This window comes from Pseudomonas sp. NBRC 111143, from assembly GCF_001320965.1.
GTDB lineage: Bacteria > Pseudomonadota > Gammaproteobacteria > Pseudomonadales > Pseudomonadaceae > Aquipseudomonas > Aquipseudomonas machongensis.
The window spans coordinates 25,159-50,524 of sequence record NZ_BCBT01000034.1 but is presented as its reverse complement, the minus strand read 5'-3'; the positions used below and the strand labels follow the sequence as shown (position 1 = coordinate 50,524).

Genomic DNA, 25,366 nt, shown 5'->3' with positions numbered 1-25,366 from the left:
CTTAAACCGGAACTGTTTGCGTGAATTGATCTGCGCCAGCCATTCGGGCATGCTGGCGCCTGGCCGGCCATCTGATGTCGGCCGCTGTGGCGAACCTCACTTCACCAGGGGTGGCCACACTCGCCCAGGTCACCTGGTGCTCGCCGGAAACAATCGCGTAGTCGGTGGTGCCCATCGACAAGAGTTTTTGCATCACATCCCCTGTGCCCTGGGCTTGCTCAGGCTCCGTAGGCAACAGCTGCGAATAGACCTGCGCTGCCGACTCGGATTGAGGTTTGAACAGAACCAGGTTGCGAGCTCGACTCAGGCAGGCCTCGCGCAGATCCAGAGACTCACGCCCAAGATCGTCGAGCGAACCAGCTGCAACCCATACGCTCATCACCTGCTCAGTCTGTGGCGAGAGCAGCTGCTCGATGCTCGGGTCATTGCAACCACCTGGATCGGTGAACACAGCCAGCGCAGTGGGTGCACCAGGCTCACCGATCGACCGCAGAACAGCATCCGCCAGATTCGAGATCACGATGCGGCGGAGATTGGACGCCGCCTGGCCTCGGCCGATGTAGGGAATTGCGAGATACACGATCTTTCGTGTTACCAGCGCCTCGTGCAGCACGACGTCAGGCTGGTAGCTGTTGAACACTTCACCCGCTCTACCGGCGCCGAGCATGCACATGCTCCCAGCGAGGCCCGAGAAGCGTCCTTTCAGCTTTACCGCACAGATGTCGCCAACATCATCCTGAAAGGCCTTGCAGGCCTGCTGCAGGGCTCCCAGCTGCACTGAACGAGGGTATGCAGTGGCCATGTGTTCGATCAGCGCTGAAATAGCGTCAGGCTTCATCACGAACATACCCAGATCAAGGTACGAGTAGGGCAGGCCAGCGAGCTGCAGCGAGGACACAATCGCCCGAACAAGAGCTGCGGTTGGGGTTGAATCGTGACCTGCCGTCGCATCCTGATCCGCGAGGAAATTCAAGACATGGCTCGCGACCTTGGTAGGAGCTGTGTGCAGCACCGGGTTGTAGGTATGGCTCAAGGCGGGACTACCAGGATTCACGATGAGCAGATCAGCTCCCCGGCCAACTGCAGTGCTGGCGCCGATCATCGCTCCCAAAAGTGATTCATCGACCGATGAGCCGACCACGAAGACCGCAGCGCCGGCTGCAATGCGTCGCTGAATCACCTCCCTGATCAGTTGCCCCTGGCCCTCAGTGCTCTCATCGAGCACAAGGGTATGCCCGGGCACAACATGAGCGCCCTTAGGTTCTACGTTACTCATCTCTCAGCTGCTCCTGTTGTTTCTTCCGCCCACCAGTGGGCAGCCCGCTGCCACCCAGGTACTTGTCACTATTCTTGAAGAAGTCCGCACCCTTAACGGACGGCCTGCGGAAGTGGTTGATTCGAATAGGGCCGATTTCTTTCTGCAGCTTTCTGTCGATGCTGATCATCGGCACCCGGACGTTGAAGATCTGGTCTCCGCCGTACTGGATGATGCATTCCCCCTTACCGAGCGCTTTGAGGTCATCCGGCGAGACCTTGTACTCCTCCTGCTCTCGCTCACCGACCGATATGCCGGCGGCAGCACCGGTGCCACCCTCTGGCGCCACATTGAGAAGGGGGGTGCTACTGCTTTCGTTCTGCGTACCGCTCAATGACTTCGTGATACCGATTTTCATGCCGATGAGGTCTGCACACTCAACGGCCGTGGCCTGGGTACCGATCTTGAAAAAGATCTTGGTCCAGGTGTTACCGATGACCATCTCTTTGAAGTCAGGAGAAACCACATCCAGGTTGGCCAAGGTCTGGGCTGCGGGGAACAGTGCCATCTGCGCGCTGCGCCCCTGTTCAAAGGGGCGTGCTAGCGACTGAACGGCGTAACTGCCCAGCTCATCCATGAAATTGAAATGCGGGGGGTTAGGCCGGTCCTCTTCAGGCAGCGCCTGGATCCACGAGATAGCCGTACGCAGGTCGCCCAGGAACATCTTGCCGAAGTTGGAGGCGGCTTCGTTTTTACCCATCGTCGGGAGAGCGACGTAGATGATCTTCTTCGCCCGGATTGCTTCGAACAGGTCGATCTCGGGGGCGTAGGTGTTCATCACGTCACCGAATTTCCCCGTACCGAACAAGTACATCCGGCCGGCAAGACCGCCGAACGTTTCCTTCATCCGCTTGATGTCAACCACGTTCTCCATGCCCGGCTTTCCGCCGATCTTGTATTGCTCAAGGAACAGGGAGAAGTTCTTGGTCGCCGGGTTGTGAGGCTGGGTCTTCTTGAGCAGGGTTTCCAGTTCCTCGATCGCTTTGTGGTTCATCAACAGGATCGTGAAGTCGATGAAGTTGTAAGCGAGGCCAGCAGCTTGCATTGCCGCTACGAGGGTGGTGATGCCTTGGTTCGCCGACTGTTTGTAGTGGTCAGCGCCAGGGTTATTCTCGGTAGAGGGAATGATGGACAGGATGCGGGCGGCGATCTCATCAGGGTCACCCCTGAGGATGGGGTTGTATGTATTGCTGAGTGATGGGTTACCCGGGTTCAGAATCAGCAGATCCTGCTCGCGGCCCGCCCAGACGCAGTACTGGTAGATCGTTTGAATGTCGTCCGCATTCATCTTACCGTCGATGAACGTCAGGCCGCCGCCACGCTGGATCTGCTGGAACATCATCAGTTTGCCCAATACGGTTTTACCTACACCGGACTGGCCCAGGATAAATCCATGCCGCATGAAGTCTTCATCAGGGACACGTACAGGCTGTCCCGTGTCGGTAGTGAAGCCAAGCAGCAAGCCATCTCCGTGCGCCAGATCGGTAGCCGAGCGGATATTGATCTTCGACTCAAGGAGGAGCTGGTTCTTCCAGAAATCAAAGACACGGTTGCCCACGTACGCCGCACCCGCAGCCCCCATGGCGAGGGGGAGGGTGGCCGGCACAGAGCTGAAAAAAGGCGATGTCAGAAGTCCACCAGCACCGATCGAACTCAGTGCCAGGGTGTCTTTGAAGCCACCGATTTTCGAGCGAAGTATCTGATCCATACTCATGGAGGTGAGCCTTAAGCTACGCACAAAAAAACCCGAGCACCATGAGGCGCCCGGGTTGTGGGGGTTAGAGGAAAACGCTCGACTCGGAAGCCTGCGCATTGTCTTTCTCTGCTGCGGGTAAGCGCAGCAGCGGCGATTGCAAAAGCGTTTGGATTTCCATCTGCGACAGGAGCTTGTCCTGCTCGATGGTGGTCCGAACGCCTGGCACGTCCTTTACGGTCTGCCCGGTTTGAGCAATTTGATCCAGCTGATCCTTGTACTTCTGGTACCGAGATTTCTCTGGCGGTTGCGTCGATGTCTGCTGTTGGGTATCTGATTGAACAGTCTCAGCTGCACCTGTTGTGCCTCCAACTGATTCGTTTACCTGACCATGCTGGGCTTCCTCGCGGAGACCCTCGACATATTTGGTGTCATCGAATTTGCCAGTGAAGACATCGGCACTGAAGCCAAGCAACGAAAGGCATTTTGAAGTTGCGTCTGTGAGACTTTTCTTGGCGTGATCCTCATCACTACTGATGATTCCGTAGGAATCTCGCGTGATGTAGGTGGTAGCGCCGAACTGCTTCACTGAACCGCGGAATCCCTGTTGCAGGTACCACAGCTCAACGTACACCTTGTGAATGACTTCTTTACCAACGACCTGGCCATCCACAACGAACGGTTTCCCGTCCACGTACGCTTCACTGATCAGCTCGACACCCCAGCCAAGGCCAAAAGGTCCGAAAACCTCAGTAGCACGCTTGATCTGATAGATGGGCGCGATCGCGGTCCCCTGGAAACCACCCTTGTTGAAGGACTTGGTCTCATCAGGATTGGTCTTCTCAACCTTGTTCCACACCTGCAGGCCAATAGAAGCCGCGGCCTGGCCCTGGCTGGCCCACAGCGATTCGCCGTTGGCCGAGCTTTGGTGGGTTGCTGCGTCTGTTCTGGTTTGCATTTTTGACTCCTACGACTCTGCAAAGAGGGAATACCTAATGCAGGGGTATGAAGCACAGCTGCTGATAAGGTGGTGGGGCTAGACCGCGAAATCGCCAAAAGCGTTTGCAATACGTAACACGTCGCTATATTTTAGGCGCCACAAGAGGACGGTTGCAACAAAAAGCCAACTATCTGTATTATCGCTACGTGTTATTTAGCATTCCAAACCAACGAGTATTCTATGATCACCTTGAACAGAGCCATTCTGCTTGCGTCGCTTGCGCTCTCAGCAAGCACCGCGGGTGCCGTTGATGTGCGACAGGTAGTGGTTCCAGACAGCTACGGCGTTGCGATTGAGCCCGCGCATGCAGGGCACGCGCTTGTTGAATCCATTCGCGACACCCAGAAGAAAGCCGAATCTCCGGTCTGGACGGTGACTGAGCCAGCCAGGCCTCGGGCCCTGATGCCGGCAGAAGAGGCTCTGCTCGATGCAGAAGATGCAAAGATCGCCGAGGAGGCCCGTCACACGCGGACCACGCTCTACTTTGACTTCGACAAGAGCATGCCTACGGGCTGGTGGCCGCTGACCAACGTCATCGCTGACGCACTTCGCGTCGGCAGCACCATCACCCTGATCGGTTATGCGGACGAAGTGGGCGAGGCGATTTACAACCAGCGCCTGTCCGAGAACCGCGCCATCGAAGCTGCGCGTTACCTGGTTCGGCACGGTGTTAAGAAGAAAAACATCAAGGTTTACGGCCGGGGCAAGCGTGACCCTGTATCTAGCTCCGATAGCTCGATGAACCGTCGGGTCGAGGTCGACATCGTTAAAGCTGCGGGGAAACCTCTGTGAAGGAGATCGATATCCCGCGCTACGTTGACAGTCAGACGCAATTACTTTTTTGGGAAATCGATGAGGCTGCGATCTTCATTGGCTGCCTGGGCGCAGGTATCGCACTGGGGGGCTGGGCAACCATCGCTTCCCTCGCCGGCGGCTGGTACGCAGTAAAGCGGTTTAAGCGTTTCAAGAGCGGTGCACTGGACGGCATTCTGCATCACCTCTGCTACGAGGCAGGCGTCATGGGGCTGAATAAACACTACGACGACTCTTCGAAGCGCGACTACTTCTACTAAAGCTTTCGAACGACTTTATTTGTACGCGTTATGTATTCGATAGCGCTTTGAGGCCGCAATGAAGATCAAGAAAATGCAGAACACGATGGAAGGGCTGAAAAGTCTCAGAAACTTCCAGACCTTGTCGATCGCGTGCCTTTCGGTATCGGTCCTGCTGCTCACTTTCAACCAAATGGGGCAGCACGAAACCACACGTTTGGTGCCGCCGAACCTGGACAAGGCCGTGAAGGTTGGCTGGAACAACGCGGACGACGAGTACATCAAGTCCTTTGGCCTTTATGCCTCGACTTTGATGGGCAATGTCACGCCCAAGAACGTGAATTTCATTGCCGACTCTGTTAGCGCCTTCGTTGATCCGAAGATCTACGCAGACGTGCGCAAGAAGATGTTCGTGTTGGCCAACGACCCCGTGTTCGCAACGAATGCTGGTTCTGTGTCCTGGAACGCCACTGACATCAGCTACGAGAAGGAGACGAAGAAGGTTTTCATTCTCGGTTCGATGGAGTCTCGCAGCGCAACCGGCAAGCCCAAACCGGACTACCAAGTGGTCGAGTACGTCATCGAGATGCGTGCGGGCCGCCCTTGGATCACGGGTATGGACCACTACCCAGGCAGCACCCCAAAAACACTCAAGTGGCTTCAGTCTCACCCGCCTAAGCCAGCAGAACCAACCAAGGAGGCGCTTCAGTGAAACGCTCAGCCATTGCTCTAATCGTGCTGGCCACCATCCATGCATCCATCTCATGGGCTGATGGGATGGCGGAAGTAAAATTGCCGCCTGTTCCTACGGCAGCAAAACGAGTCAAACCTGTCGAAGCGCAGCCTCTGCCTGGCTTGGGCGTTATGCCTGGCGCCGAATCTGATTCGCGCACCCAGGTAGTTCGCGTGAGCTCGGACCGTAACGAAGTTATTTACGTTTCGAACATCTTGCCGAACCGGATTTCCACTCCGTTCGCTTCGCCTAAAGCAGTCGACCAGCAACCTGATGATTTGGATATCAGTACGATCGGTCAATCGCTTTATGCGACGATGAAGACGAAGGATAAGCCAGTCGCACTGTACGTGACTGGTTCTAATCCAAACGACCCGGTCATTTCTTTGACCCTGATTCCGAAGGAGCTCCCACAGCAGACCATTACGCTGCAACTGGACAAGCCGATGGTGGAAACTGGCGGTCATGCGTCCGAGAACCAGGCGCCCGACAGCAACAACTACACCGATACTATTCGTTACGTGTTGCGAGAAGCAGCTCTCGGCAAAACCCCTGAAGGCTTCAGTGAAGGTCTGTTGCCTGCGTCGGCCGCGAACATTGGCAACGTAATTGCCTATCCAAAAGTTCGTTACTCCGGCCCAGAGTACGATATTTATCGTTACAGCCTGCAAGGAACGTCCAAAACCGACGTCGATCTTGATGAAGGTACGTTCTACAGCGATGGTGTCCGCGCTGTGTCTTTCTTCCCGACAGCCACCCTACGTGCCGGCATGACCACTGATGTGTTCATCGTCTCTGATAAGTCGGCTACGGGGAATTAAGCATGGCTATCAAAGACCAGCTGAAAGATAAGTGGCAAGATCTTAGCCCAGGCGTTCGATCGACAATTGCAATTATTGGCCTTTTAGGCTTCTTGATGATTGTCGGCTCTGTAATTGTTGGCAATGACAAGCCCAAGAACAATACGAAAACCGAAGGCACTTCCGACACCAAGCTGCTCTTGCCTCGTGGAGATAATAATACTCCTGAGCAGATCATGGCTAAATTGGCTTTACAGGACAAACGTTTTAAAGAGATCGGCCAATCGCTCAAGCAGATGGAGCAAGATCGCAAAGATGATCGCCTACGCGCCCTTGAAGAAGAACGACTGCGGGGGCAACGGCCTGACCCTGTTACCCAGGACACGCTTCGCGAGCTGAAGCGCTTGGGTGATCGGATGGACAAACTGGAGCTTAGCAAGGGCGGTACCGCTCCAGCTCTGAATGCTGCGTTGCCAGGCTATGAAAGCGCAGCTGGCACTGGTGAAGCCCTGCAAGAGCCGAAACCGAAGGTAGCAACCCTGCGGGTCACTGGCGGTACCCAAACGGCCCGGAATGAGGCCCCGAAGCAGGCAGAGAAGCCGACCCCGGCGATGCCAGCCGGTTCGTTCTTCGAAGGTGTGCTGCTGAACGGTATGGACGCGCCAACCAGCTCCACAACGCAGAAAAACCCTGTGCCGACGACCATGCGAATCAAGTCTGACGCCGTACTGCCAAACAAGTACAGCGTCGATGTTAAAGAATGTTTTGCGCTCGCTTCTGGCTACGGTGTTCTTTCCAGTGAGCGCGCTATGCTCCGGACAGAATCTTTCTCTTGCGTACGCAAAGACGGAAAGATCATCGAAGGGAAGATGGAAGGTTACATCGTTGGCGAGGACGGGCGGGTCGGTATGCGTGGTCGACTCGTGTCCAAGCAGGGCCAGATGATTGCCAAAACTTTGGTTGCCGGCGGTCTCTCGGGCCTCGCACAGGGCATGACACCACAAACAATCCCGCAGTTGAGCCTGGGTGACAGCAGCACCACTCAAACCCAAAGCGCTGACACATCGACCATTCTGCAAACTGGTGTTGCTAAAGGGTTCTCTACTTCCGCGAATGAAATTGCCAAATTCTACATGGAGATGGCTCGCGAAATGACTCCGGTAGTTGAGATCGACGCCGGCCGCAAAGTTACGATCATGCTGGTGAAAGGGATCGAACTGAAATGATGAAAGGTAATCATATGAAACGTACTGCATTAGTCGCAGCGCTGTTGCCTATTGCTCTTCTGAGTGGTTGTTCGTCCTGGTTGAATACCGCCGGCGATGACGAGTTCTCATGCCCAGGCATGCCGCAAGGCATCATTTGTAAGTCGCCAATGGCTGTTTACAAGTCCACAGAACAGAGCCCAGCGCTGACCGACAGCGATATGCCAATTGGTCAGAAGGCACCGAACGTAAAGTACGGTGACGACATGGGAAAGACTGCCGGCTCTGAGCATAACCTCAAGGTATCCAATGGTGTGCCAGGGCCAGCTGTTGCGGATCTTGCTCGACCGGTTCGAGTTCCAGCCCAAGTCATGCGCATCTGGATCGCTCCGTGGATCGACAGCAAGGACGATTTGCACTTTCCGTCCTACCTCTTTACCGAGATTCAGCCACGCACTTGGTCGTTCGGAAAATCCGAATACTCAGGCCAAGGCATGGTTGTTCCTCACCTTGAGTTAACCGCTGTACCGCCAGTCAATGTTGCCGCCCCTAAATCGGAAAACGTTGCTGCAGAACCAACCAATTACGGACCGCAAGTTACGTCGTCCGCAATCCCATCCACAACTGACATCAATCTGAACTGATAACACTGGGAGCTACACAATGACCGCACAAATCGCACAAATCGAAACCACCGCAGTAGCCGCTGCTCCATTCAAGAAAATCGACAAACGTGCCCTGGTGAGCATGGCTGTGGTCGGTCTGGCTGTCGCCGTCGACGTGACCGCCGGCGCCGACTCCACCTTCAACGAGATCGTCATCAGCCTCGACGGTTGGATGACCGGCTCCCTCGGTAAGGTCTTTGCCCTGGGTGCCCTCGGTACCGGCCTGGCAATCGGCGTGGTCAAGCAATCGGTCATGGCCGTTGTGACCGGCGTAGCCGTAGCGCTCTCTGCAAGCGTTGGCCCAGGCGTACTGACCAACATCTTCACCGCAACGCTGTAACGCCCCTCAAGGCGCACTAGGTCGCTAGTGCGCCTTTTCAACTGGCTCTGCCTGCGGGTTGCCCTCCAGGCCTTCCAAGCCTACTCAACCACCACATATGGCGAACAGTGAAATGGCAGCTTCGAAAGCGACGCTCAAAGGGGATAGAACATCCACCCCTCAAAAAAAACTCAATGTCAGGGCTATCGACCCCGACTCAAAAGTATTCTTTTGCTCCGACGGGAATGAACATTACCTCGGGGCATGTTTTGTATCTGACGCCCTGACAGGCGCCAGCTCCTCGACCGTCGACAAGCTTCAGTCTGCCCTGAGCATGAACTTCGCGGCAGGCACCTACATTCAGATCGCAATGCTTGAAAGCCCCGATGTCGGCGAATACATCGATGCCTATTTGAACAGCAAGCCAGCGCTGAACCCGATTCTCAAGGCTCTCTCACGCCAGCACGCCAACCTGATTAACGGTGGCGTTGATAATCCGCTGGTTCAGCGGAGTGGTGTGATGCTGAATCGTCAGCGCGTCATCGTGACCGTGAAGTTCCCTTGCCGCACCGATAGCCCCGATGACGCAGACATCGCGGCGACGAAAGAATCGGCCGACCGGGTCACGGAAGCGCTCAAAGCAGCGTCGCTGAATCTGTTCCAGCTCGATGCAGTTGGCTATCTGGTGCTCATGCGAATCCTCACGAAGCTGTGGGATGCTCCTCGGTCGCACTACGATGAAGATCAACTGATCAAGGACCAGGTCTACTACCCTGGCGACTCCATCAACTACGATGACCCGTCGACCATCAATTTCAATGACGGCGCCCACTATGCGAAAGCGCTGAGTGTCAAACACTTCCCTCAGAAAACCAGCCTCGCAATCATGAACCACATGATCGGCGACCCGAACGGGCTTTCGAACCAGATCACCGACCCGTACTACATGGTGCTGACCATCCACTACCCTGACCAGGTCGTGAAGAAGGACGAAGTCAAGCAAACGTCCTCGATCATCAACCACCAGGTCTTTGGGCCCACAGCTCACCTGATACCCATCCTCAGCTACAAGAAAAAGGGCATCGACACCCTGGTTCATGAGATCGACGGCAAGGGTGCGATCATCGTTGAGGTGAACTTTACGATTTTCCTGTTCTCGCGTGACAAGCAGCGCCTGAACAAGTTGTCCGCGGGCCTGCAGGCTTACTACACCTCTCTGGCTTTCGAGCTCCGGGAAGACAGGCGCATCCTTGAAGCTCTCTGGAACAACCTGCTGCCACTCAATACGTCCAATGAAGGCGTCAAGAACCTCTATCGCTTCCATACGATGGCAGTGCGACATGCCTGTCAGTTCCTACCGATACTCGGCGAATGGACAGGTAGCGGCATGGGTGGGGCAATGCTGCTGCTCACGCGCCGTGGCCAGCCTGCTTTGGTTGATCTGTACGAGTCGAGTACCAACTACAGCGGGATCATTTTTGCTGAGGCCGGCGCTGGCAAGTCGTTCTTCACACAGAAAATCGCCGCCGACTACCTCGCTGCAGGCGCAAAATTGTGGGTGATCGACGCCGGCCGGAGTTACCTGAAGCTGTGCAAGATGGTTGGTGGCGAATTCATCGAGTTCAAGCCTGAGTCGGATGTATGCCTGAACCCGTTCACGCATGTTGAAGACTTGCACGAGGAAATGGACATCCTCAAAGCCACCATCGCCAAAATGGCCGCACCGGAGGACACGCTTAACGATTACCAGCTGTCCCGTGTCGAGCAGGCCATTACCAGTACCTGGGAGAAGTTCGGCAACGCCGCAAATATCACCGCTGTTGCAGACTGGTTCATCAATCAATCGGATGACGAAGAGTGCCGGCGCTTGGGCCGCCAGCTGTTCCCGTTTGCCGGTGGTCAGTACACCAAATGGTTCGATGGTGAGAACAACCTGGACATGAGCAACGCGTTCATCTGCATGGAGCTGAGCGATCTGAAGGGGCGCCCAGCTCTTCAGCAGGTGGTCCTCCTGCAGTTGATCTCGCGCATCAACCACGACATGTACAAGGCGCAGCTGGGTGAGCGAGGCCGGAAGAAAATCCTCATCGTCGATGAGGCCTGGGAGATGCTCGACGATCCAATGATGGCCAAGGCCATGGTTGCTGCTTACCGCAAAGCGCGGAAAGAAGATGGTGCGGTGCTGGTAGTAACGCAGGCTATTGGCGACGTCTATGCGTCGAAAAACACCGAGGCAATCGCCGCAAACTCGGCCTGGCAGTTCATCCTGCAGCAGAAGTCCGAATCGATCGACTCGGCCATCGACAGCAAGCAGTTCAAGATCGAACCTTACGGGGCTCACATGCTGAAGACGGTACACACCATGCCCGGCAAGTACAGCGAGATTATGGTCAAGCGTAGCGAAACCGATTGGGGCATCGTGCGCCTTGTTGTGGATGAGTTCCACAACGTGACGTTCTCCTCGAAAGGGGCAGCCCGCAACGAGATTCTTGATGATCTTGACCGTGGGGTCGATGCGGTAGAGGCAGTGAACAATTACATGGCCCGCCAGAGCTCTGCGGCGTAATCAGGCCAGCAAGCAGTCAGCACCTGCACCATCACCACCACTGCAATAAAAAGCCCGGCCATGCGCCGGGCTTTTTATTGCGGCAAACTGATACTGTTGTCGTAGTGCTACGTGTTATGCTTGCAAAAATAACTGCGCATTGAGCGCTACCTCTTTCCACCGCTACTAGGGAACGCCACGATGACTGATACAGCGAATAGCCAACAACAACAGCCAGGGGAGCAAATCCGCCCTGATGATGACCAGGTAAGGACTAAGCCAGCACAGGGTGGCAAAGCCCAGCAAGCACCTGCAGGGGTTTCCTTTCTGACATGCGCCTTCGTGGCTCTCGCTGTATCCGGCTTCACCAGCTTCATGGCTTATCACTTCGCCGGGCAGAACCTCAGTTCGGGAGCACAGGTAGTGCTGGTTGATGGCACCAAGCTCGCCAATGCGCAGATGAAGCGTACTCTCGATAAGGCCGGCTTAAGCCCTGAGCAAGCGCAAGCCGACGGCCTTGCATTCGTGACAGAACTTCAAAATGTACTGAAGGGGTACACAGATTCAGGGGTGCTGGTGATCAACTCATCGGTAGCCCTAAACGCACCCGCGGGGCTGAACGTTACCGGCCAGGTTGCACAGCACCTTGGCCTTGAGCTGGAGTGATCGCATGAACTCTAAAGCACTGGCGTCTCGACTGGTGTCCCCGCTCAAAACCCTTCGGACAGACAAAGCACGGCTTCGATTTCTTCGAAACTCGCTCATAGGTATCGCCGCTGCGTTCATCGTTGCAATTGCGGCCGTTACGACGTTTCGCCAGGACTACCGGATCGGTGTTGATCTTGCGTCAGTCCGTTGCCTGCCCTGGCGCCTGTACATGATCACTTATGGCCAGCCTGCTGACCTCAAACGGGGTGATTTCGTCGCATTCGTGCCGAAAGGCGGCCTCATGGGCGAGCACTTCGAAGGGAAGACCGTTGGAAAGATGGTCGCAGGCCTCCCGGGTGACAAGCTGGTCGTGAAGAACAACGTCGCCTACATCGGCGATCGACTGATCGGTGAGCTGGACCTTATCGAAAAGCTGGGCAAGAAGTCCGGCGATTTCGACCGTGTCATGACAGTACCGGCCGGCAAGATTCTGGTCATTGGGACTGAGCCAAGGAGCTATGACGGCCGCTACTGGGGCTTCCTAGATTCGAAGCTGATCATTGGCAAGGTAGGGCCCATCATCTGATGAAAGCTCCATTCGAACGACTCAAGCGTATGCGTACGCGTGAAGGATTACTAAAAAACATTCTAGTATCGGCGCTATTGTCTATCGCCGCCTTGCCCAGTGTTGTCTATGCGGATGTCGACAGCGGATCTCCGAGGTTCATCGAGCGCAAAGCTGAGGGGTGGTTTTTCTACAAAGATCCAAAAGAGACTGCACCGCCTCCGCCATTAATCCGTCAAGAGCCCAAAGCTCCCAGCGAAAAACCTGACTCCAAAGAACCGACAGTTCACCCGTTTTCTGTTTCGTGGCTGCGCGAAAACATGCCGAAGCTGTTGGACGCCGCGATCGACGACCCTAGCAAGGAAAACGTTGAGGCGTATCTCTACGCGCAGCGCGTGGCCATGGACAAGTCCCAGCGCTATGCAGAGATGACAACCCGTGTTGTGGCCGCCGATCCATTCCTGGACGAGAACAACCGAGTCCCTATCGCAACTTACACGAAACCATTCTTCCTGAGGAATGCTCAGGCCGGTGTAACTGAGGCACTAAAACATGTCGCGACCGTGGGCGGCTTGTGGGTTTTCTTCGATTCGAAGTGTGAATTCTGCCGACCTCAAGTGAACACCGTTCAGAAACTGGCCAAGGAGTATGGATTTGTCACGAAATTCATTTCCATGGATGGCAAACCTCTACCGAATGTAACGGAATTTGAGAAAAACACCGGGCAAGCGAGCATTCTGAACCTGCGCATCACGCCAACTACAGTTCTCGTTGTTCCTCCGAACAACTACTACATCGTATCGCAAGGGATGATGGCCCAAGACCAGCTCGCAGAGCGGATCATCATTGCAGCTGACAGCAACAATCTATTGCCGAAAGACATTGCACAGAAAATCAATACATATGATCGAGGCGTCTTGACCAACGAAGACACTCAAAAGGGTGCGAGTGATGATCCAAAGCAGTGGGTTAAATACCTGAAGGACAAACTGGAAGGCCGCTACGAAGGGGGGCAACAATAATGCGGAATATATTGAAACAGCTGGTATCGTTATTACTGGTGGCAACACTTACCATGGTTTCAGCACCTGCATCAGCTGGACTTGCTGATGCGCTTGACGGCATGTTCATGTCGAACAGCACCAGCGCGGGCGCCTTCACAAGCCAAAGCCGCGGCGGCATGGTAGGCGGTGGCGCAGCCCTTCGAAGCCCGGTTCGTAACATTAACCTGGTTGCTTTCGACCCGCCTCGATTCTCGGCCGGTTGCGGCGGGATTGATATGTTCGCGGGGTCATTCTCGTTCATCAACGCAGACGCCCTGGTTGCATTGTTCCGCCAAATCGCAGCGAACGCTGTTGGGGTTGCGTTCAAAGCCGCCATTGACGCTATCAACCCGGCTCTGGGCAAGCTGATGCAGGACTTCCAGAATAAGCTGCAAGCCCTGAACCAGATGATGAAGAACACATGCGCTGTGGCGAACTCCATCGTCAAGTCGTTCACAGATCCATCAGCTCGAAAAGAGATGGTTGACCAGGCATCGACGGCGGCCTCGGCAGCAACTGGCTCCTTCTCTGATCTGTTCGCTGGTTTGACAGATCTATTCAGCTCTCCGAACAGCAGTTCTGACAAAGGCACCAATGACGGAAGCTGCGAGGAGTGCGGCAACCCTGTTTGGAAAGCCCTTACCGACACCTCATCAGGCCAATACCTGGGTAACCCCGACACTGGCGAAGCTGACAGCAATCTCGCTAACGAAGTTGTGATGAGCATGATTGGCGCAGTAGTTATGACTGCGCCGGACAGCTCCTCGAAAAACTCTGACGGTTCTGAAAAGCCTAAGGTTGGTCAAATTTATAGCCCAACCTTGACACTGATGAATTTCAAAAACGGCTCAAGTTCCAACAGTACGCCGCTTAAACTCCTGCATTGCGACAACGGGTACGACCGCAACAAGTGCACTAGCATCAACCCCAATAAGACATTGAGCTTTGATGGCACCTTGGGCTACACCAACAAAATGCTGTTCGGCTACGCACAAGGCGCGACAAGTGGTACAGCTAGCACTTCGATTGTAGGCAAGCTTACAAACTGCACCAGTAACTCTTGCGACTTCACTGCAGCACAAAAACAGTTCATCAACTCTGTCAAAACACCTGCGCTTGCCTTGATTAGAAAGGTACAGCAATTCCCTGGGGCAATTCAGGGTGTTGCGGAACAAATGGCGCCAATCATCGCAAATGAACTGGCCCTGAAATATGGTGAGGCTGCTCTGTATGCAGCGAACCAGACATTCAACGGAGTTAAAGGCATCAAACCTGACTTTGTTGACCAGAACATTAACAAGCTCGTTCAGGAGCTCGCAGCCATCAGGGCGGAGGACGCAAACTTCCAACCAAGGGTTGTTGCTACCGAGCAGTGGATTAAGATGATTTTAACCAGCAACCCAGCGATCTTTGTTAAGCCGGGCCTCTAGGGATATATTATGGACTTCACTGTATTTGTACTAGGTGATGTTTCGACTTTTTACAATACGCTCAACAGCGTAGCGATGATATTCAACGCCAAGGGTTTCATGACTGGCGTGTACCTCGTTGGTGGGTTCATTGCGCTGATCTCAGGAATTATGTTTGTAATTCAGAAAGGCGCTTCGGAACAGTTCATCCCTGCAAACGGACCTGTGGGTGGCCTGTTTGGCTTCGCCATGATGGTTGCGTGTTGCACCATTAAGGCCGATGTGAAGATCGAGGATATCTACACAGGGACGGTCAACAAGGTTGATAACGTCCCCCTTGTAATCGCGGCACCAGCCAGCTTGTTCACAACGACAATGTACGGACTGTTTGAAAAAATCAACACAGCCTACCAAAGCACCTCAGGGAGTTACATGGCCGTCACTCAGAATGGCTTTGTCACTCCGTTGAAACTGCTTCTTACACTGCGCAAGGGTGTGGAGAATGTTGACCCGTACCTTGTGGCCAGCTTGAAACAATACATTATCGACTGTGTTCCTGGCTCAACGACATTCAGCATTGCGGATTTCCAAAAATCCACAAATATTGTTTCTTATGTATTAGGCCATTCCCGCGGCACGGGCCTTACCACCTATTGGGATAACGTCAATATTGGAGGCTCCGCTCTTTCTTGCCAGGAAGCACAGACCAAGATAGCACTCAAGGTTGATGCGTTCCCATCCTCCGCAGCCGCGAAACAAATGATCAATGCCGGCATGAAGGTTAAGAGCCCTTCGGGCAGTGCTTACACGCCTGACGATGTTAGTGCTGCAATTACCAACCTGGTGCCTTCGCTGTGGTCTGCCGCTCAAAGCGCTGATGATTTCATGGTGAACGCGCTGTTCTACAACTCTGTAGTAGGGACATACAACTGTCTAGATAGCGTTTCCGATCAAAACAGCTTCAATCTTTGTATGACATCGTTGACTCAGCAAGACGAGCAGTTCCGCTCCGATGCTGCGGCGTCTGGCAGTTTCTTTGCAAAGATCATGACACCGACAATGGTCTTCCTTCAGATTCTCTTCTTCGGCTTCGCGCCCATCGTCATCATTTACAGCCTGTTTAAAGGGGCTGGATCGCTGATGATGTATGTAAAGTTTCTGGGGTTCGGGATATGGACTACTTCCTGGCTGCCATTTTCCGCTGTGATTCAGATGTACATCCAAAACGATGTCGCAGAGAAACTGACTGAGTTCACAGAAGCTGGCCTAGTACCGAGCAACATGAAGGCGGTCTATTACGATGTTCTTGCAACTAGGCTGGGTATCGCATCGGATATGCTGGCCGCCACACCACTCATTTCTGCAGCAATGCTTGGCTTGACTGCTTACGGCATGGTAAGCCTTGCCAGCCGCTGGTCGGGGCGCGACCACAATGACGAGAAACTTCAGTCTCCTGATCTTGTAAAAAATGGGGCACATGTCGATGTGGCAAGCCGTAACCAGTACCAGTCAGAACATTCCGGCAGTGTAAATAACGGTCTGTCACTCAATGGCGCCAACTGGAACACGGCGGATCTAAAAAACACGCTAAGCACTTCCACCCAGAGTGCCTTCGGTTCCGACCATTCTAAGCGCAGCGAGAGCTCCTCAGCTGTCGAGGCCTCACTGCGCCAAATGTCCTCCTACAAATCCGGTGACAGCTGGACAGATCAGCGCATGCAATCGCTCGATCGCCAGCACAGCAATATTTCCCAGCAGGCGATGAAGCTGGGGGATAGCATTGGTCAGGCCTTGGGGTTCACTGGGAAGGAGATGAATTCCTTCAAAGAGGCGTTCGACGCGAAGGTGGGTTTCAGCGGTATCTTCGGCGGTGTTTCTGCTGGCATTCAGAACGCCACTGGGAAAGATATGACCAAGTCTCAGGCCTCAACCATTGCATCCCAGTTTGGTTCAGAGATCTCCAAAAATGAAAGTGACATGTCCGGGTGGAAGGCCTCAGTTGCTGATACGTTCTCTCATAGCACTGGCAGAGAAGCCGCAACTGAAAACGCCTTGGGTCGACGTCTGAGTGCAACCACCGCCGACACCCAATCGTCGTTCAATCGCTTCCAGCAAGCTACATCAGCGGAGGCCGGCGTTTCCGCAAACGCGAAGATCAGTGAGGAGACCACCGGCGGGAATCTCACCCGATCGCAGCAGGGGATGCAGGCGCTCAATCAGGCAATCGCCGGGCTCAGCGATTCGCAGCGCAGTGAATTCAACAAGAAATTCCCCGAGCTTGAAACCCGCTATGCCCAGCAATCCACTGGCATGGTTGGCGCTCGTGAGTCAGCCCAGCTGTGGGCCCTCAAGTCCATTGGGGCGGACACAGAGTTCGCGAATGTCATTTCGGCTATGACTGGAAACGTTGTGGGTGGGCCGAGCGAAGGTGATGCGGCCAAATTCCAAGGCGTAGGTGGGCGAGCAGCCCAGGTCAGTGACAACCCAGCCGGTCAGGTTTCTCGCGCTAACATCGGCAACCCGTCGACCAATGTTCCCGGGGTCAATCCGAATCAGGTCGGCCCTACTGGTGCTCCACAACCACAAGAGCTCAGGGAAGTCGCATCTGGAATGGATCCATACCGTTCCTACGAGGACCGCGAGACCTATGTATCGTCGCAAATGCCAAGCAGCCATGCCAAAGCTCAAGAGCAGATGCGGGCGGGTAAAACAGCACTCGAAAATGCGGACACTACCCTTTCCCCTGAGCAGATCCGCGACACAATGTCGGTCAAGCCAATCACGAACACCATGGTCGGCGTAGGCCAGGCCGAGCAGCAATGGGAGCAAGAAAACCCTAAAACTGCGATGGCCGTTACGGCAGCGACTATGTTTGTGCCAGGCGCAGGATGGGGTGGAGCAGCTATCAAAGGGACTCAAGCGACAAGAGCGGTTCTGGCAGCACGCAGCGCTGAAACTGCCTTGAAAGCAGCTGAAGCCGGTACCGAAGTTGCTCAGGCTGCACGCGTGGTCAATGCAGCTGGGCACGAGGTACCTGCGCTGCTTCGTGGCCAAGGCCAGGCTTCGCGGGTCGTGAACGCCGAACATGTGGCAGAAGCTGCTGAAACTGCGAAAGCCGCTGCAGCTACTGCGAAGACTGCTGGCCGCGAGGCCGCAGCCGCCACCAAGCTTGCTGGCAACGTTTCGGTTGTTCCAGGGATGATGATCGCTTCCGATCACATGGCAGACAACTACAATGCTGATGTGGCCGCCAACGGCAAGCCTGAGCGCTTTGAGCCCGGCTCAAGTGTGCGCTCAATGCTCCAGAGTGATGGCGCCACACCTGGCCCTCAAGCACAGAGTGGTCAGCCGCTTGTGACCCCAATGCCGGCGCGCGCCGACGCTCTTGCTCCCCTGGGCGGACACGCAGGCAACTTGATGGCTGCCCCGGGCGAAAATACGCAAGCTGCAGCCCATGGCCAGCCACTGGTCACACCAATTAATGCAAACGCTGAAGCGCCTGCCCCAGCACCAGCTCCAATACGACAGGAGGCGCCCCATGCACAGAGCAGTCAGCCTGTAGCAGCGGCAGCGCTCGCCGGGGGGGAGGGCAACGCACCGATCCGCCAAGACGCTGCACCTGTTCAAGCCAGCCAGCCCGTGGCGGCCGCAGCGCTGACCAGCGCCGAGGCACAGGCACCAATCCGTCAGGACGCTGCACCTGTACAAGCCAGCCAGCCCGTCGCGGCCGCAGCGCTGACCGGCGTCGAGGCTGCACCGATCACAGGTCACGCAGGGGAGCTTAGAGCGGCCCCAGGTGAGGGGCTCATGACCGCGGGGACTAGTCAGAACCTGATGGAGCCCATTGGTCACGCGTCCACCGCCGCTCACACCGGTCAACTCCATATGGGTTCGCAACCAGCCATGGCCGAGTCCCACACTGAACTACAAGCGGGCGAAATGATGACGGCATCGGGTGCTGGTTTGATGACTGCTGGTGCCCAATCGCAGGCTAGCGCTGGGCTCTCAGCAGGTGAGCCACAACTGTCCGGCTCAGATAATGGGTCAGGTAGCCCATACGGTGAAGGCATGATGGGAGCTGCGGATGCTTACGAGTCGCCGTTCAGTGGAGGAGGGAAGCCGGCACCCGTTACGCGAGTGATGACCCTGGAAAACACCGTTGTTACCCCGGAAGACAAGGGTGATGACGACGCCAAGCCGCCGACGACGAGAGGGGGCAAAAGCTAACTACAGCTGAAAAAGAAAGCCCGACTATGCCGGGCTTTCTTTTTTGTAACGCTGCCCGCCTTCGGACTGTACAGCTCTTCTTTGTAGATAGGATCCCTGGCACCGGGCTGGCCGCCAAAATGCAAAACCCCCGTGGGTACGGGGGTTTCCTGTTTTGACAATCTTTCCTGGCAGAACCAACCGTGGGCTGGGTTATTGCTCCAGCATCACCTTGGAAATCATGCCGTTGGCCAGGTTCATGTAGAGCGCACTATCGCCGGAAACATCGTCAGGTGTGATCACGTACTTCCCATTGATGACCATGGAAGGTGTGGCATCAACTCCATATGTGAGGAGCTTGGCAAAAGCCTTCTCCAGCCGCTGCTGAGTGACGTTGTGCCAGGCTTCGTTGAACCCCTGAACGTTCGAGATCGCTACAGCTTTCGTCCATGTATCAGGGCTCTCCATCGGCATGCCATTCTGCTGGATCAACGTATAGGCCGCCGACATGAATGCGTCGAGTCGGGCTGGATCTGCATCCTGGACAGCAAAAAATGCACGAGCAGCAATGTAATTGGCTTTGTCGGGGACCGCTACGGGAAGGAACTCAGCGGACCAGCCAGGCGGCATCGTTTTGGCCCACCGAGCCAAGGTCTGATCGTATGAAGCACAGACTGGACACGCAAAGGAAAAGAACACGATGACCTTGTGACTGTCTTCAGCCTGGGCCGCAACCTCTCTATACGGCAGCGACGGCAGCGACTCCTGTGCTAAGGAGAGGACTGGAGTTGCCAGCAGGGCTGCCATAGCCATCCGCGCAATAAACTTCTTCATATAAACTTTCCTTGCTGATGAGGTTCTGCTCGATGAGCATGTCGAAGATTGACTCTTGATTTCGCTCAGTGCGCCACAGCTCGACAGTATCCTTCAGTGCCCTGAAGTTGATTTTCCGGGTCGCGGCCAACTCATTCAAAAATTCCACCGCCCCCTCGGTGTAACCAAGAGCGTTCACCACGTCATCTTGTGACACAAGCGCCAGATCAATGAGGGCTTGCCCGAACTTTTTGACCTTGCCTTCAATCGTACACCGCAGCTGAAGTTCAGCTGCCTGATTTGCCTGCGTAAAGGTAATGAGGCCCTGAGCGATTAGAACATCACCGATGCGCCTAACCGCTGGCTTCACAGAATCATCTTTAATTAAGGTCCGTACCCGTCCCAAGGTTGTCAAGCCATCAGTTACCATCCGCACAGCGGATTGGCCTAATGTGTCGAATTGGCTCTGCCGTGCAGCAGCGTTCAACACAGCCATCTCTCCACCGCCACCGATAATGGCTGCACGCACTGATCTGTCTGATCTAATAAGCTCAATGATGGGGCATTTACCTGAAAACGAATCTTTCGAAGGCGCAAATGGAATATTGCCTGTGACAGGCGGCAGCCCATTCTTTTTCAACCACATGCGCTCTACGTCATTAATAGGTAGCCATTCGTGTTCTATATCAGTCCGAAGAGTCTGCACAAGTCGCTGAGCAATCACACCAATGAGTACAGACGCAAGTGTTTGGGCATCGACCCCAAGATCAACGATGCGAGGTACAGCTTGTGCTGCACTATTGGAGTGCAATGTGGCAAAGACCAAGTGGCCGGTGTTTGCAGCCTGAATGGCAATCTGTGCGGTTTCCTGGTCACGAATCTCACCAATCAGAATAACGTCCGGATCCTGACGCAACAGGGCCCGTAGACCCAATGCGAAACTGAGCTGGGGCGTTACGTTGATTTGGACAAAGCCCTTAACTACATACTCAACCGGATGCTCGATAGTACAGATGTTGAGCGTACCGTCGTTGATGGCATTGAGTGCTGCGTACAGTGTCGTGGTTTTACCTGAGCCGGTTGGGCCGGTGACAAGGATCAGCCCTTGAGGTTCGTTGATCATCTCGCGGAATGCGTGCTCGACCAGAGGCGGCATTCGAATTCGGTCAAGGCTCATCGACGCGTTTTCTTGGTCGAGCAACCGGCATACGATTTTTTGCCCATTGTGACTTGGAACCAAGCTCACACGGACCTCCAACTCCAGTCCCGGGTATCGCAATCCGATACGACCATCGAGGGGGATTTGATGCTGCGAGAGGTCCATGGTGGCCCGCGATCGAATTTTCGTATCGATCATTTTTCCCATAGCAGGCTCTACGGTTTCAAAATGCCTCAGCTGACCGTCTTGCCGTAGCTGAATATGCACGTGACCTTGAACCCACTGGAAGTGAATGTCCGGGACTTTATTCTCGGCGGCCATCCTGAACAAGTCGTTCAAATAGGTTGCCGCCGGTTTATCTGCCGGGGAGTTGTAAATAAAAAGATCTGGTTCCTTTGCCACAGTCAGCTCCTATTTAGCCTGGCCGGTAGTGCAGTTGAGTTCTGGGCCATAGAACAAGCGCGAAATGAAACTTTGCACGGATTTATCAGCCGCAATGCTCCAAATCAACAAGTCAATACGCGAATCTGTACTAAGGTAGTTCGTACCTGCCCAACGAACTGCATCAAAAACAACTCGGACCGGTAAAGCGCCACGCTCGACGCGTTCACACGGTTCCTCCGGGGATACCGTGTACAAAATCCAGCCAAATAGAAGAACAGCAAAAAAACTGCTGAATAGCTGTTTCATTTACAAACCACCGTAGTTATTCATGACTTTCTGAATGTAAATCCGCTGACTTTTCTCATTAGGGCTGTTGTATGCGCCAACCGCTTTCCAAACATGGCCGTGTGAAGCGATGTTACTTGCTAGGATCCAGGCGCCGACATTCGCGCTAACACAGCGATCTAACAGCTCCTTCTCACCAATACCGTATTTCGATAGCTTTGGAAGCCAAGAGGAATTGATCTGCATCAATCCGATATCCCAGGTCCCATCGCTATTTTTTTGGCTCACTACGTCTGCTTTGCCCGGTCGGTTCTCGGTGACCTGAATGGCGCGGAGTAGCTTCTCGCTGACCCTATATCGCGCAGCCGCCTCGGCGAAGCAGTCCGCGTGGGAGGTCGTAGGAAGCCAGGCCAATGCACCTATCAGGAGAAAAGGGAGGGATAGTTTTTTCATGCGCTAGAGAATACATTACGCGTACCAATAAACAAGGTGTATCCGCTAATGCATTCACTGAATCGACTGCCGATCCTGTTGGCGCTCCCTCTAGCGTTCGTGAGCCTCACCTGTGCTGCAAGCAGCGCCCAAGACACGTCAGCAGCTGCATACTTCAGCAACGAAGCAGCAGCAGGGGGCGCCGACCTCCCAGACATCTCCACTGCTATGAAGGGCCTCCTTTCAACCGCCCGGGAGGGTGGCGAAGTACTTCGGACTTGGGCAGCCTACAAAGCTGGGGACAAAGCTGCACTGCCGAAGCTCTTCGAGCTCGCCCAAGGCGGGAATAGCCGAGCACAGAACGTAGTGGGCTATCTGCTGGATCACGGTGAAGGGGTCAAAAAAGACAGCGCCGCCGCTGCAGCATATTTCTCTGCCGCCAGCTCTGACTACCCCCTTGCTCGGTACAACCTGGCAGTACTTACTTTGCTTGGCCGCGGTGTACCGAAGGACGAGACCAAGGCGATGGAGATGTTTGAGTCGTCAGTAAAGGACGCGTCTGTCGATCTTGCAGCTGTCCGCCTGTCGCTCTACTACCTCAACAAAGGCGACCATGACAAAGCCTGGACATGGGCAAATGAGGGCGCCAACCGTGGCAACGTGACAGCCTACTACCTACTTGGGCGGATGCTCTACGAACGCGGGGGGTACCAAGAGGCATACAACTGGCTGACGAAGGCAGCGCAAGCAAGCGAACCGAATGCACCCGCCATCCTCTCTGCGATGTACAAAAATGGCCAGGGGATGAATCAAAACGTGAAGATGGCCGCATCCTGGTGGATGATCTACGTCGGTCTGAACAAGGGAAAACCGGGCATGAACTCAGCGGGAATGTCGTCCTTCGGACTGACCGCCAAAGAACAGAATGACGCAACCAGCTTCGCAACCAACTGGCTATTGACACACAAACACATGAAGCGTCCTGACTACGACGCCACGCTGCTCCAGGCCAACAGAAACGACAAGTCGTGAGTCCATACGTACAGAGCTGTAGATAGCAGACCTAGCCCCACTATCGGCCACGAGATGAGGGCTATCCGCCAGTCTGCCCTCGATGGCCAGCAGTGCAAGACAATGGGACCTGCGAGAATCCACCAGGCCAGGTCCTCAAAAGCCAGTCCCCCTACCTGATTCGTGGTGCGCCATGAGGCGAGCGCATAGAGGACTGGCAGAGCTAACAAGGGTGCAAGAGCGGTAGCCCAAGCATTCGCCCATGTCAGGCGCTCGAACTCCACGGACCCAAGGATAATTTGATTTCCTTCTCGCCGAGGTATCAGGGTCATTCCAATGGGCCTAGCCCTTGTGAGGTAGCCCACCGCGAAATGGAAGAGTTCATGGCTGAAAACACCAACCGCCCTGAGCAGAGACGCTGCAAGGGATCGAGGTGGCAGCATTCGCACGACAAATGCCATCACAAGCATTGGCACCAGGTAACCCCCAGGGCTTGCCAGCAAAAAATTCTCCAGAGCACTGTATCGCTCCATAACCATCCATCATCCCTCGCGCTAATGAAATCCCATGAAAAGCGCTTTCAATACTGACAGTATTATGCTTATGTGTCATGCGCAGACGATGTACGCAACCATGTGTCATGCGATCGGCGTTTCTAAATTTCGACAATGCTCAGGCCGATCTGACATTGAATCAAGTGCGGTACATGAAGAGGCCAAGCAATCTCAACCGGGCCGTGGGCAGGGGTAGCGAATTGGTACGAGATGGCCTGTTGGGTCCGCATTGTCGCAGTCATGCTGGAAAGGAAGTCCTCACCATCCAGCATCCGATAGCAAGGTGAATGGGATGAAAAAAGGAAAACAACGGGTGCTAACTCTGGCGGGGTTATTGGCCGTAGCCGTTGGTGCTTTAGCCGACCCGCACTCGGAAGGTACCGAACTTGGAAAATCAACTTTAGGTAAACTCTCCTCTAATGTGACTTCAGCTAACGCTAAATCGATGCCTTTTTACACTGACACACCATCGCAATCCTCTCAATTTGGCAGCAGCTCACTTTTCACTGTTGGTACAAGCCGCATCAATAGTTGTAAAACTGAAGCTGACGGCCCTGATGCGATCGCGAATCAAGAGTGTGATGCAGTAAACTTCCTAGCAAAGAACCCATATGAACGCGTTAAAGTTGATGTCGACGAAAATGATCCGATAATCAGTGGCATTGGCGAAATCATCAATAATGCAAAACCCGATGAGATCACTGAGAGCTGCGGCACGAAGACGACTACTACGCCAGACATTTACTCAACAGAAGTGTGCAACGAGTACAACCTCAGCGATCAAAAAATCTGTTCAATGGGCCAGGTTGTGGACGTTGACACAAAGGCCAACTTCCAATGCAATGTCACCCAGAACGCACTAGAAACGGTATCGTGCGACAAGTACCTTGTGCTGTCCTGCCAACCCCCAATCGCAGGCTGCACAGGATCAGGCATCGCCGTAAACTCCGCAACGATCAGTAATGGCGCCTATCAGTTTACTCTGGTCGGCTCTGCCCTGACGATCGTCAATAACGTCACGGCCATCAATGAAGTGACAGAAGCAGACTTTAACTTTTCCATCGCAGGGCTTGACCGTGTCGATGAGTTCTTCATCAACGCCATACATTCCGACAACTATGTAGGCATTGCAGTCAATGGCATCTTTATTGGTGTACACGGCCGTGCATTTGGAGGCTGGAACGCGAATGCCACTAAGCTGGTTCAAGACACCAATTACAGCCCTCCTCATGCTCGGTGGAGTGACAATCCCGCCGACCACTACAAAGCAGAGACTGGCAATAATCTCAAAACAAGCGAGCATATCGACTTGATTCCATATTTGCGAGAAGGCTCGAACGTTATAAATATTAAAGTTCTCAATGGTAAAGGCCCAGGCTATGGGATGGTTTATATCACAGCGCACCAACAGTGCCCTCCAGAATGCGAGGAAACTTGGGTTGATCAGTGCTCATCGTATGAACAACGTTCGCTATAAACCCTCACCACTGAACTACCCCGCGTATCAGCGCATGTAACCCGACCAAACGT

22 protein-coding genes are annotated in these 25,366 nt (G+C 54.5%); 15 read left to right on the top strand and 7 right to left on the bottom strand.

Features of this window, described 5'->3' with window-relative positions; genetic code table 11:
• Position 1: 1 nt before the first annotated feature.
• The 3 genes from APH44_RS18365 to APH44_RS18355 form a co-directional block, all read right to left on the bottom strand.
• Positions 2 to 1,276, bottom strand: a complete 1,275-nt coding sequence (locus tag APH44_RS18365) for a hypothetical protein (protein ID WP_054893914.1) — start codon at positions 1,274 to 1,276, stop codon at positions 2 to 4.
• The gene (locus tag APH44_RS18360; protein WP_054893913.1) at positions 1,269 to 3,029 is read right to left on the bottom strand and encodes a type IV secretory system conjugative DNA transfer family protein; all 1,761 of its coding nucleotides are present in this window, start codon (positions 3,027 to 3,029) and stop codon (positions 1,269 to 1,271) included. The genes APH44_RS18365 and APH44_RS18360 overlap by 8 nt, the downstream gene beginning before the upstream one ends.
• Positions 3,030 to 3,093: 64 nt before the next feature.
• Positions 3,094 to 3,966, bottom strand: coding sequence for a hypothetical protein (locus tag APH44_RS18355; protein WP_054893912.1), 873 nt, complete (start codon positions 3,964 to 3,966; stop codon positions 3,094 to 3,096).
• 222 nt (positions 3,967 to 4,188) lie between these two features.
• Here APH44_RS18355 and APH44_RS18350 point away from each other — a divergent pair, with 222 nt between their 5' ends.
• The 13 genes from APH44_RS18350 (at position 4,189) to APH44_RS18295 (ending at position 19,219) form a co-directional block, all read left to right on the top strand.
• Positions 4,189 to 4,800: an OmpA family protein gene (locus APH44_RS18350; protein ID WP_054893911.1), complete on the top strand. Its 612-nt coding sequence runs from the start codon at positions 4,189 to 4,191 to the stop codon at positions 4,798 to 4,800.
• Complete coding sequence (gene traL / locus APH44_RS18345) at positions 4,797 to 5,081, top strand: type IV conjugative transfer system protein TraL (RefSeq protein ID WP_054893910.1); 285 nt, start codon at positions 4,797 to 4,799, stop codon at positions 5,079 to 5,081. Before APH44_RS18350 ends, traL begins: the two co-directional genes overlap by 4 nt.
• 58 nt (positions 5,082 to 5,139) lie before the next feature.
• Positions 5,140 to 5,772 (top strand): TraE/TraK family type IV conjugative transfer system protein, encoded by a 633-nt coding sequence (locus APH44_RS18340; RefSeq protein ID WP_023383786.1) that lies wholly within the window; start codon positions 5,140 to 5,142, stop codon positions 5,770 to 5,772.
• Positions 5,769 to 6,614 carry a type-F conjugative transfer system secretin TraK gene (locus APH44_RS18335; protein WP_054893909.1) on the top strand — a complete coding sequence of 282 codons (846 nt, stop codon included), beginning with the start codon at positions 5,769 to 5,771 and terminating at the stop codon, positions 6,612 to 6,614. The genes APH44_RS18340 and APH44_RS18335 overlap by 4 nt, the downstream gene beginning before the upstream one ends.
• 2 nt (positions 6,615 to 6,616) lie before the next feature.
• Positions 6,617 to 7,819 carry a TraB/VirB10 family protein gene (locus tag APH44_RS18330; RefSeq protein WP_054893908.1) on the top strand — a complete coding sequence of 401 codons (1,203 nt, stop codon included), beginning with the start codon at positions 6,617 to 6,619 and terminating at the stop codon, positions 7,817 to 7,819.
• Between the two features lie 14 nt (positions 7,820 to 7,833).
• Positions 7,834 to 8,442 carry a type IV conjugative transfer system lipoprotein TraV gene (traV, locus tag APH44_RS29280; RefSeq protein ID WP_082412207.1) on the top strand — a complete coding sequence of 203 codons (609 nt, stop codon included), beginning with the start codon at positions 7,834 to 7,836 and terminating at the stop codon, positions 8,440 to 8,442.
• A gap of 19 nt (positions 8,443 to 8,461) precedes the next feature.
• Entirely contained in the window at positions 8,462 to 8,803 is a 342-nt protein-coding gene (gene traA / locus APH44_RS18325; protein WP_054893907.1) for a TraA family conjugative transfer protein, read from the top strand.
• Between the two features lie 112 nt (positions 8,804 to 8,915).
• Positions 8,916 to 11,348 carry a type IV secretion system protein TraC gene (gene traC / locus APH44_RS18320; RefSeq protein WP_054893906.1) on the top strand — a complete coding sequence of 811 codons (2,433 nt, stop codon included), beginning with the start codon at positions 8,916 to 8,918 and terminating at the stop codon, positions 11,346 to 11,348.
• 180 nt (positions 11,349 to 11,528) lie between these two features.
• Positions 11,529 to 11,993, top strand: coding sequence for a hypothetical protein (locus APH44_RS18315; protein WP_023383792.1), 465 nt, complete (start codon positions 11,529 to 11,531; stop codon positions 11,991 to 11,993).
• 4 nt (positions 11,994 to 11,997) lie between these two features.
• Entirely contained in the window at positions 11,998 to 12,561 is a 564-nt protein-coding gene (locus tag APH44_RS18310; RefSeq protein WP_041925802.1) for a S26 family signal peptidase, read from the top strand.
• Between the two features lie 29 nt (positions 12,562 to 12,590).
• Positions 12,591 to 13,562 (top strand): conjugal transfer protein TraF, encoded by a 972-nt coding sequence (traF, locus tag APH44_RS18305; RefSeq protein ID WP_082412208.1) that lies wholly within the window; start codon positions 12,591 to 12,593, stop codon positions 13,560 to 13,562.
• 11 nt (positions 13,563 to 13,573) lie between these two features.
• Entirely contained in the window at positions 13,574 to 15,013 is a 1,440-nt protein-coding gene (locus APH44_RS18300; protein ID WP_224459420.1) for a conjugal transfer protein TraH, read from the top strand.
• A gap of 9 nt (positions 15,014 to 15,022) precedes the next feature.
• Positions 15,023 to 19,219: a conjugal transfer protein TraG N-terminal domain-containing protein gene (locus APH44_RS18295; RefSeq protein ID WP_023383796.1), complete on the top strand. Its 4,197-nt coding sequence runs from the start codon at positions 15,023 to 15,025 to the stop codon at positions 19,217 to 19,219.
• Between the two features lie 192 nt (positions 19,220 to 19,411).
• On the opposite strand, the gene APH44_RS18290 is transcribed toward APH44_RS18295, so the two are convergent.
• The 4 genes from APH44_RS18290 to APH44_RS18280 are packed head-to-tail and all read right to left on the bottom strand — an operon-like array spanning position 19,412 to position 22,292.
• The gene (locus tag APH44_RS18290; protein WP_224459421.1) at positions 19,412 to 20,032 is read right to left on the bottom strand and encodes a thiol:disulfide interchange protein DsbA/DsbL; all 621 of its coding nucleotides are present in this window, start codon (positions 20,030 to 20,032) and stop codon (positions 19,412 to 19,414) included.
• Positions 19,938 to 21,572: a GspE/PulE family protein gene (locus APH44_RS18285; protein ID WP_023383798.1), complete on the bottom strand. Its 1,635-nt coding sequence runs from the start codon at positions 21,570 to 21,572 to the stop codon at positions 19,938 to 19,940. Before APH44_RS18285 ends, APH44_RS18290 begins: the two co-directional genes overlap by 95 nt.
• Before the next feature lie 9 nt (positions 21,573 to 21,581).
• Complete coding sequence (locus APH44_RS29275) at positions 21,582 to 21,860, bottom strand: hypothetical protein (protein WP_023383799.1); 279 nt, start codon at positions 21,858 to 21,860, stop codon at positions 21,582 to 21,584.
• On the bottom strand, positions 21,861 to 22,292 hold the full coding sequence (locus APH44_RS18280; RefSeq protein WP_023383800.1) for a lytic transglycosylase domain-containing protein: 432 nt from the start codon (positions 22,290 to 22,292) through the stop codon (positions 21,861 to 21,863).
• Positions 22,293 to 22,340: 48 nt separating this feature from the next.
• On the opposite strand from APH44_RS18280, the gene APH44_RS18275 reads away from it, so the two are divergent.
• Positions 22,341 to 23,303 carry a tetratricopeptide repeat protein gene (locus APH44_RS18275; RefSeq protein ID WP_023383801.1) on the top strand — a complete coding sequence of 321 codons (963 nt, stop codon included), beginning with the start codon at positions 22,341 to 22,343 and terminating at the stop codon, positions 23,301 to 23,303.
• A gap of 825 nt (positions 23,304 to 24,128) precedes the next feature.
• Positions 24,129 to 25,313: a hypothetical protein gene (locus APH44_RS30110; RefSeq protein ID WP_175442732.1), complete on the top strand. Its 1,185-nt coding sequence runs from the start codon at positions 24,129 to 24,131 to the stop codon at positions 25,311 to 25,313.
• Positions 25,314 to 25,366: the final 53 nt, after the last annotated feature.

Bases quoted from the DNA above. Each gene is read 5' to 3' on its own strand.
- APH44_RS18365 (WP_054893914.1), bottom strand. From the start codon at position 1,276: ATGAGTAACGTAGAACCTAAGGGCGCTCATGTTGTGCCCGGGCATACC.
- APH44_RS18360 (WP_054893913.1), bottom strand. From the start codon at position 3,029: ATGAGTATGGATCAGATACTTCGCTCGAAAATCGGTGGCTTCAAAGAC.
- APH44_RS18355 (WP_054893912.1), bottom strand. From the start codon at position 3,966: ATGCAAACCAGAACAGACGCAGCAACCCACCAAAGCTCGGCCAACGGC.
- APH44_RS18350 (WP_054893911.1), top strand. From the start codon at position 4,189: ATGATCACCTTGAACAGAGCCATTCTGCTTGCGTCGCTTGCGCTCTCA.
- APH44_RS18340 (WP_023383786.1), top strand. From the start codon at position 5,140: ATGAAGATCAAGAAAATGCAGAACACGATGGAAGGGCTGAAAAGTCTC.
- APH44_RS18330 (WP_054893908.1), top strand. From the start codon at position 6,617: ATGGCTATCAAAGACCAGCTGAAAGATAAGTGGCAAGATCTTAGCCCA.
- traV (WP_082412207.1), top strand. From the start codon at position 7,834: ATGAAACGTACTGCATTAGTCGCAGCGCTGTTGCCTATTGCTCTTCTG.
- traA (WP_054893907.1), top strand. From the start codon at position 8,462: ATGACCGCACAAATCGCACAAATCGAAACCACCGCAGTAGCCGCTGCT.
- traC (WP_054893906.1), top strand. From the start codon at position 8,916: ATGGCAGCTTCGAAAGCGACGCTCAAAGGGGATAGAACATCCACCCCT.
- APH44_RS18315 (WP_023383792.1), top strand. From the start codon at position 11,529: ATGACTGATACAGCGAATAGCCAACAACAACAGCCAGGGGAGCAAATC.
- APH44_RS18310 (WP_041925802.1), top strand. From the start codon at position 11,998: ATGAACTCTAAAGCACTGGCGTCTCGACTGGTGTCCCCGCTCAAAACC.
- traF (WP_082412208.1), top strand. From the start codon at position 12,591: ATGCGTACGCGTGAAGGATTACTAAAAAACATTCTAGTATCGGCGCTA.
- APH44_RS18295 (WP_023383796.1), top strand. From the start codon at position 15,023: ATGGACTTCACTGTATTTGTACTAGGTGATGTTTCGACTTTTTACAAT.
- APH44_RS18290 (WP_224459421.1), bottom strand. From the start codon at position 20,032: ATGAAGAAGTTTATTGCGCGGATGGCTATGGCAGCCCTGCTGGCAACT.
- APH44_RS29275 (WP_023383799.1), bottom strand. From the start codon at position 21,860: ATGAAACAGCTATTCAGCAGTTTTTTTGCTGTTCTTCTATTTGGCTGG.
- APH44_RS18280 (WP_023383800.1), bottom strand. From the start codon at position 22,292: ATGAAAAAACTATCCCTCCCTTTTCTCCTGATAGGTGCATTGGCCTGG.
- APH44_RS18275 (WP_023383801.1), top strand. From the start codon at position 22,341: ATGCATTCACTGAATCGACTGCCGATCCTGTTGGCGCTCCCTCTAGCG.
- APH44_RS30110 (WP_175442732.1), top strand. From the start codon at position 24,129: ATGAAAAAAGGAAAACAACGGGTGCTAACTCTGGCGGGGTTATTGGCC.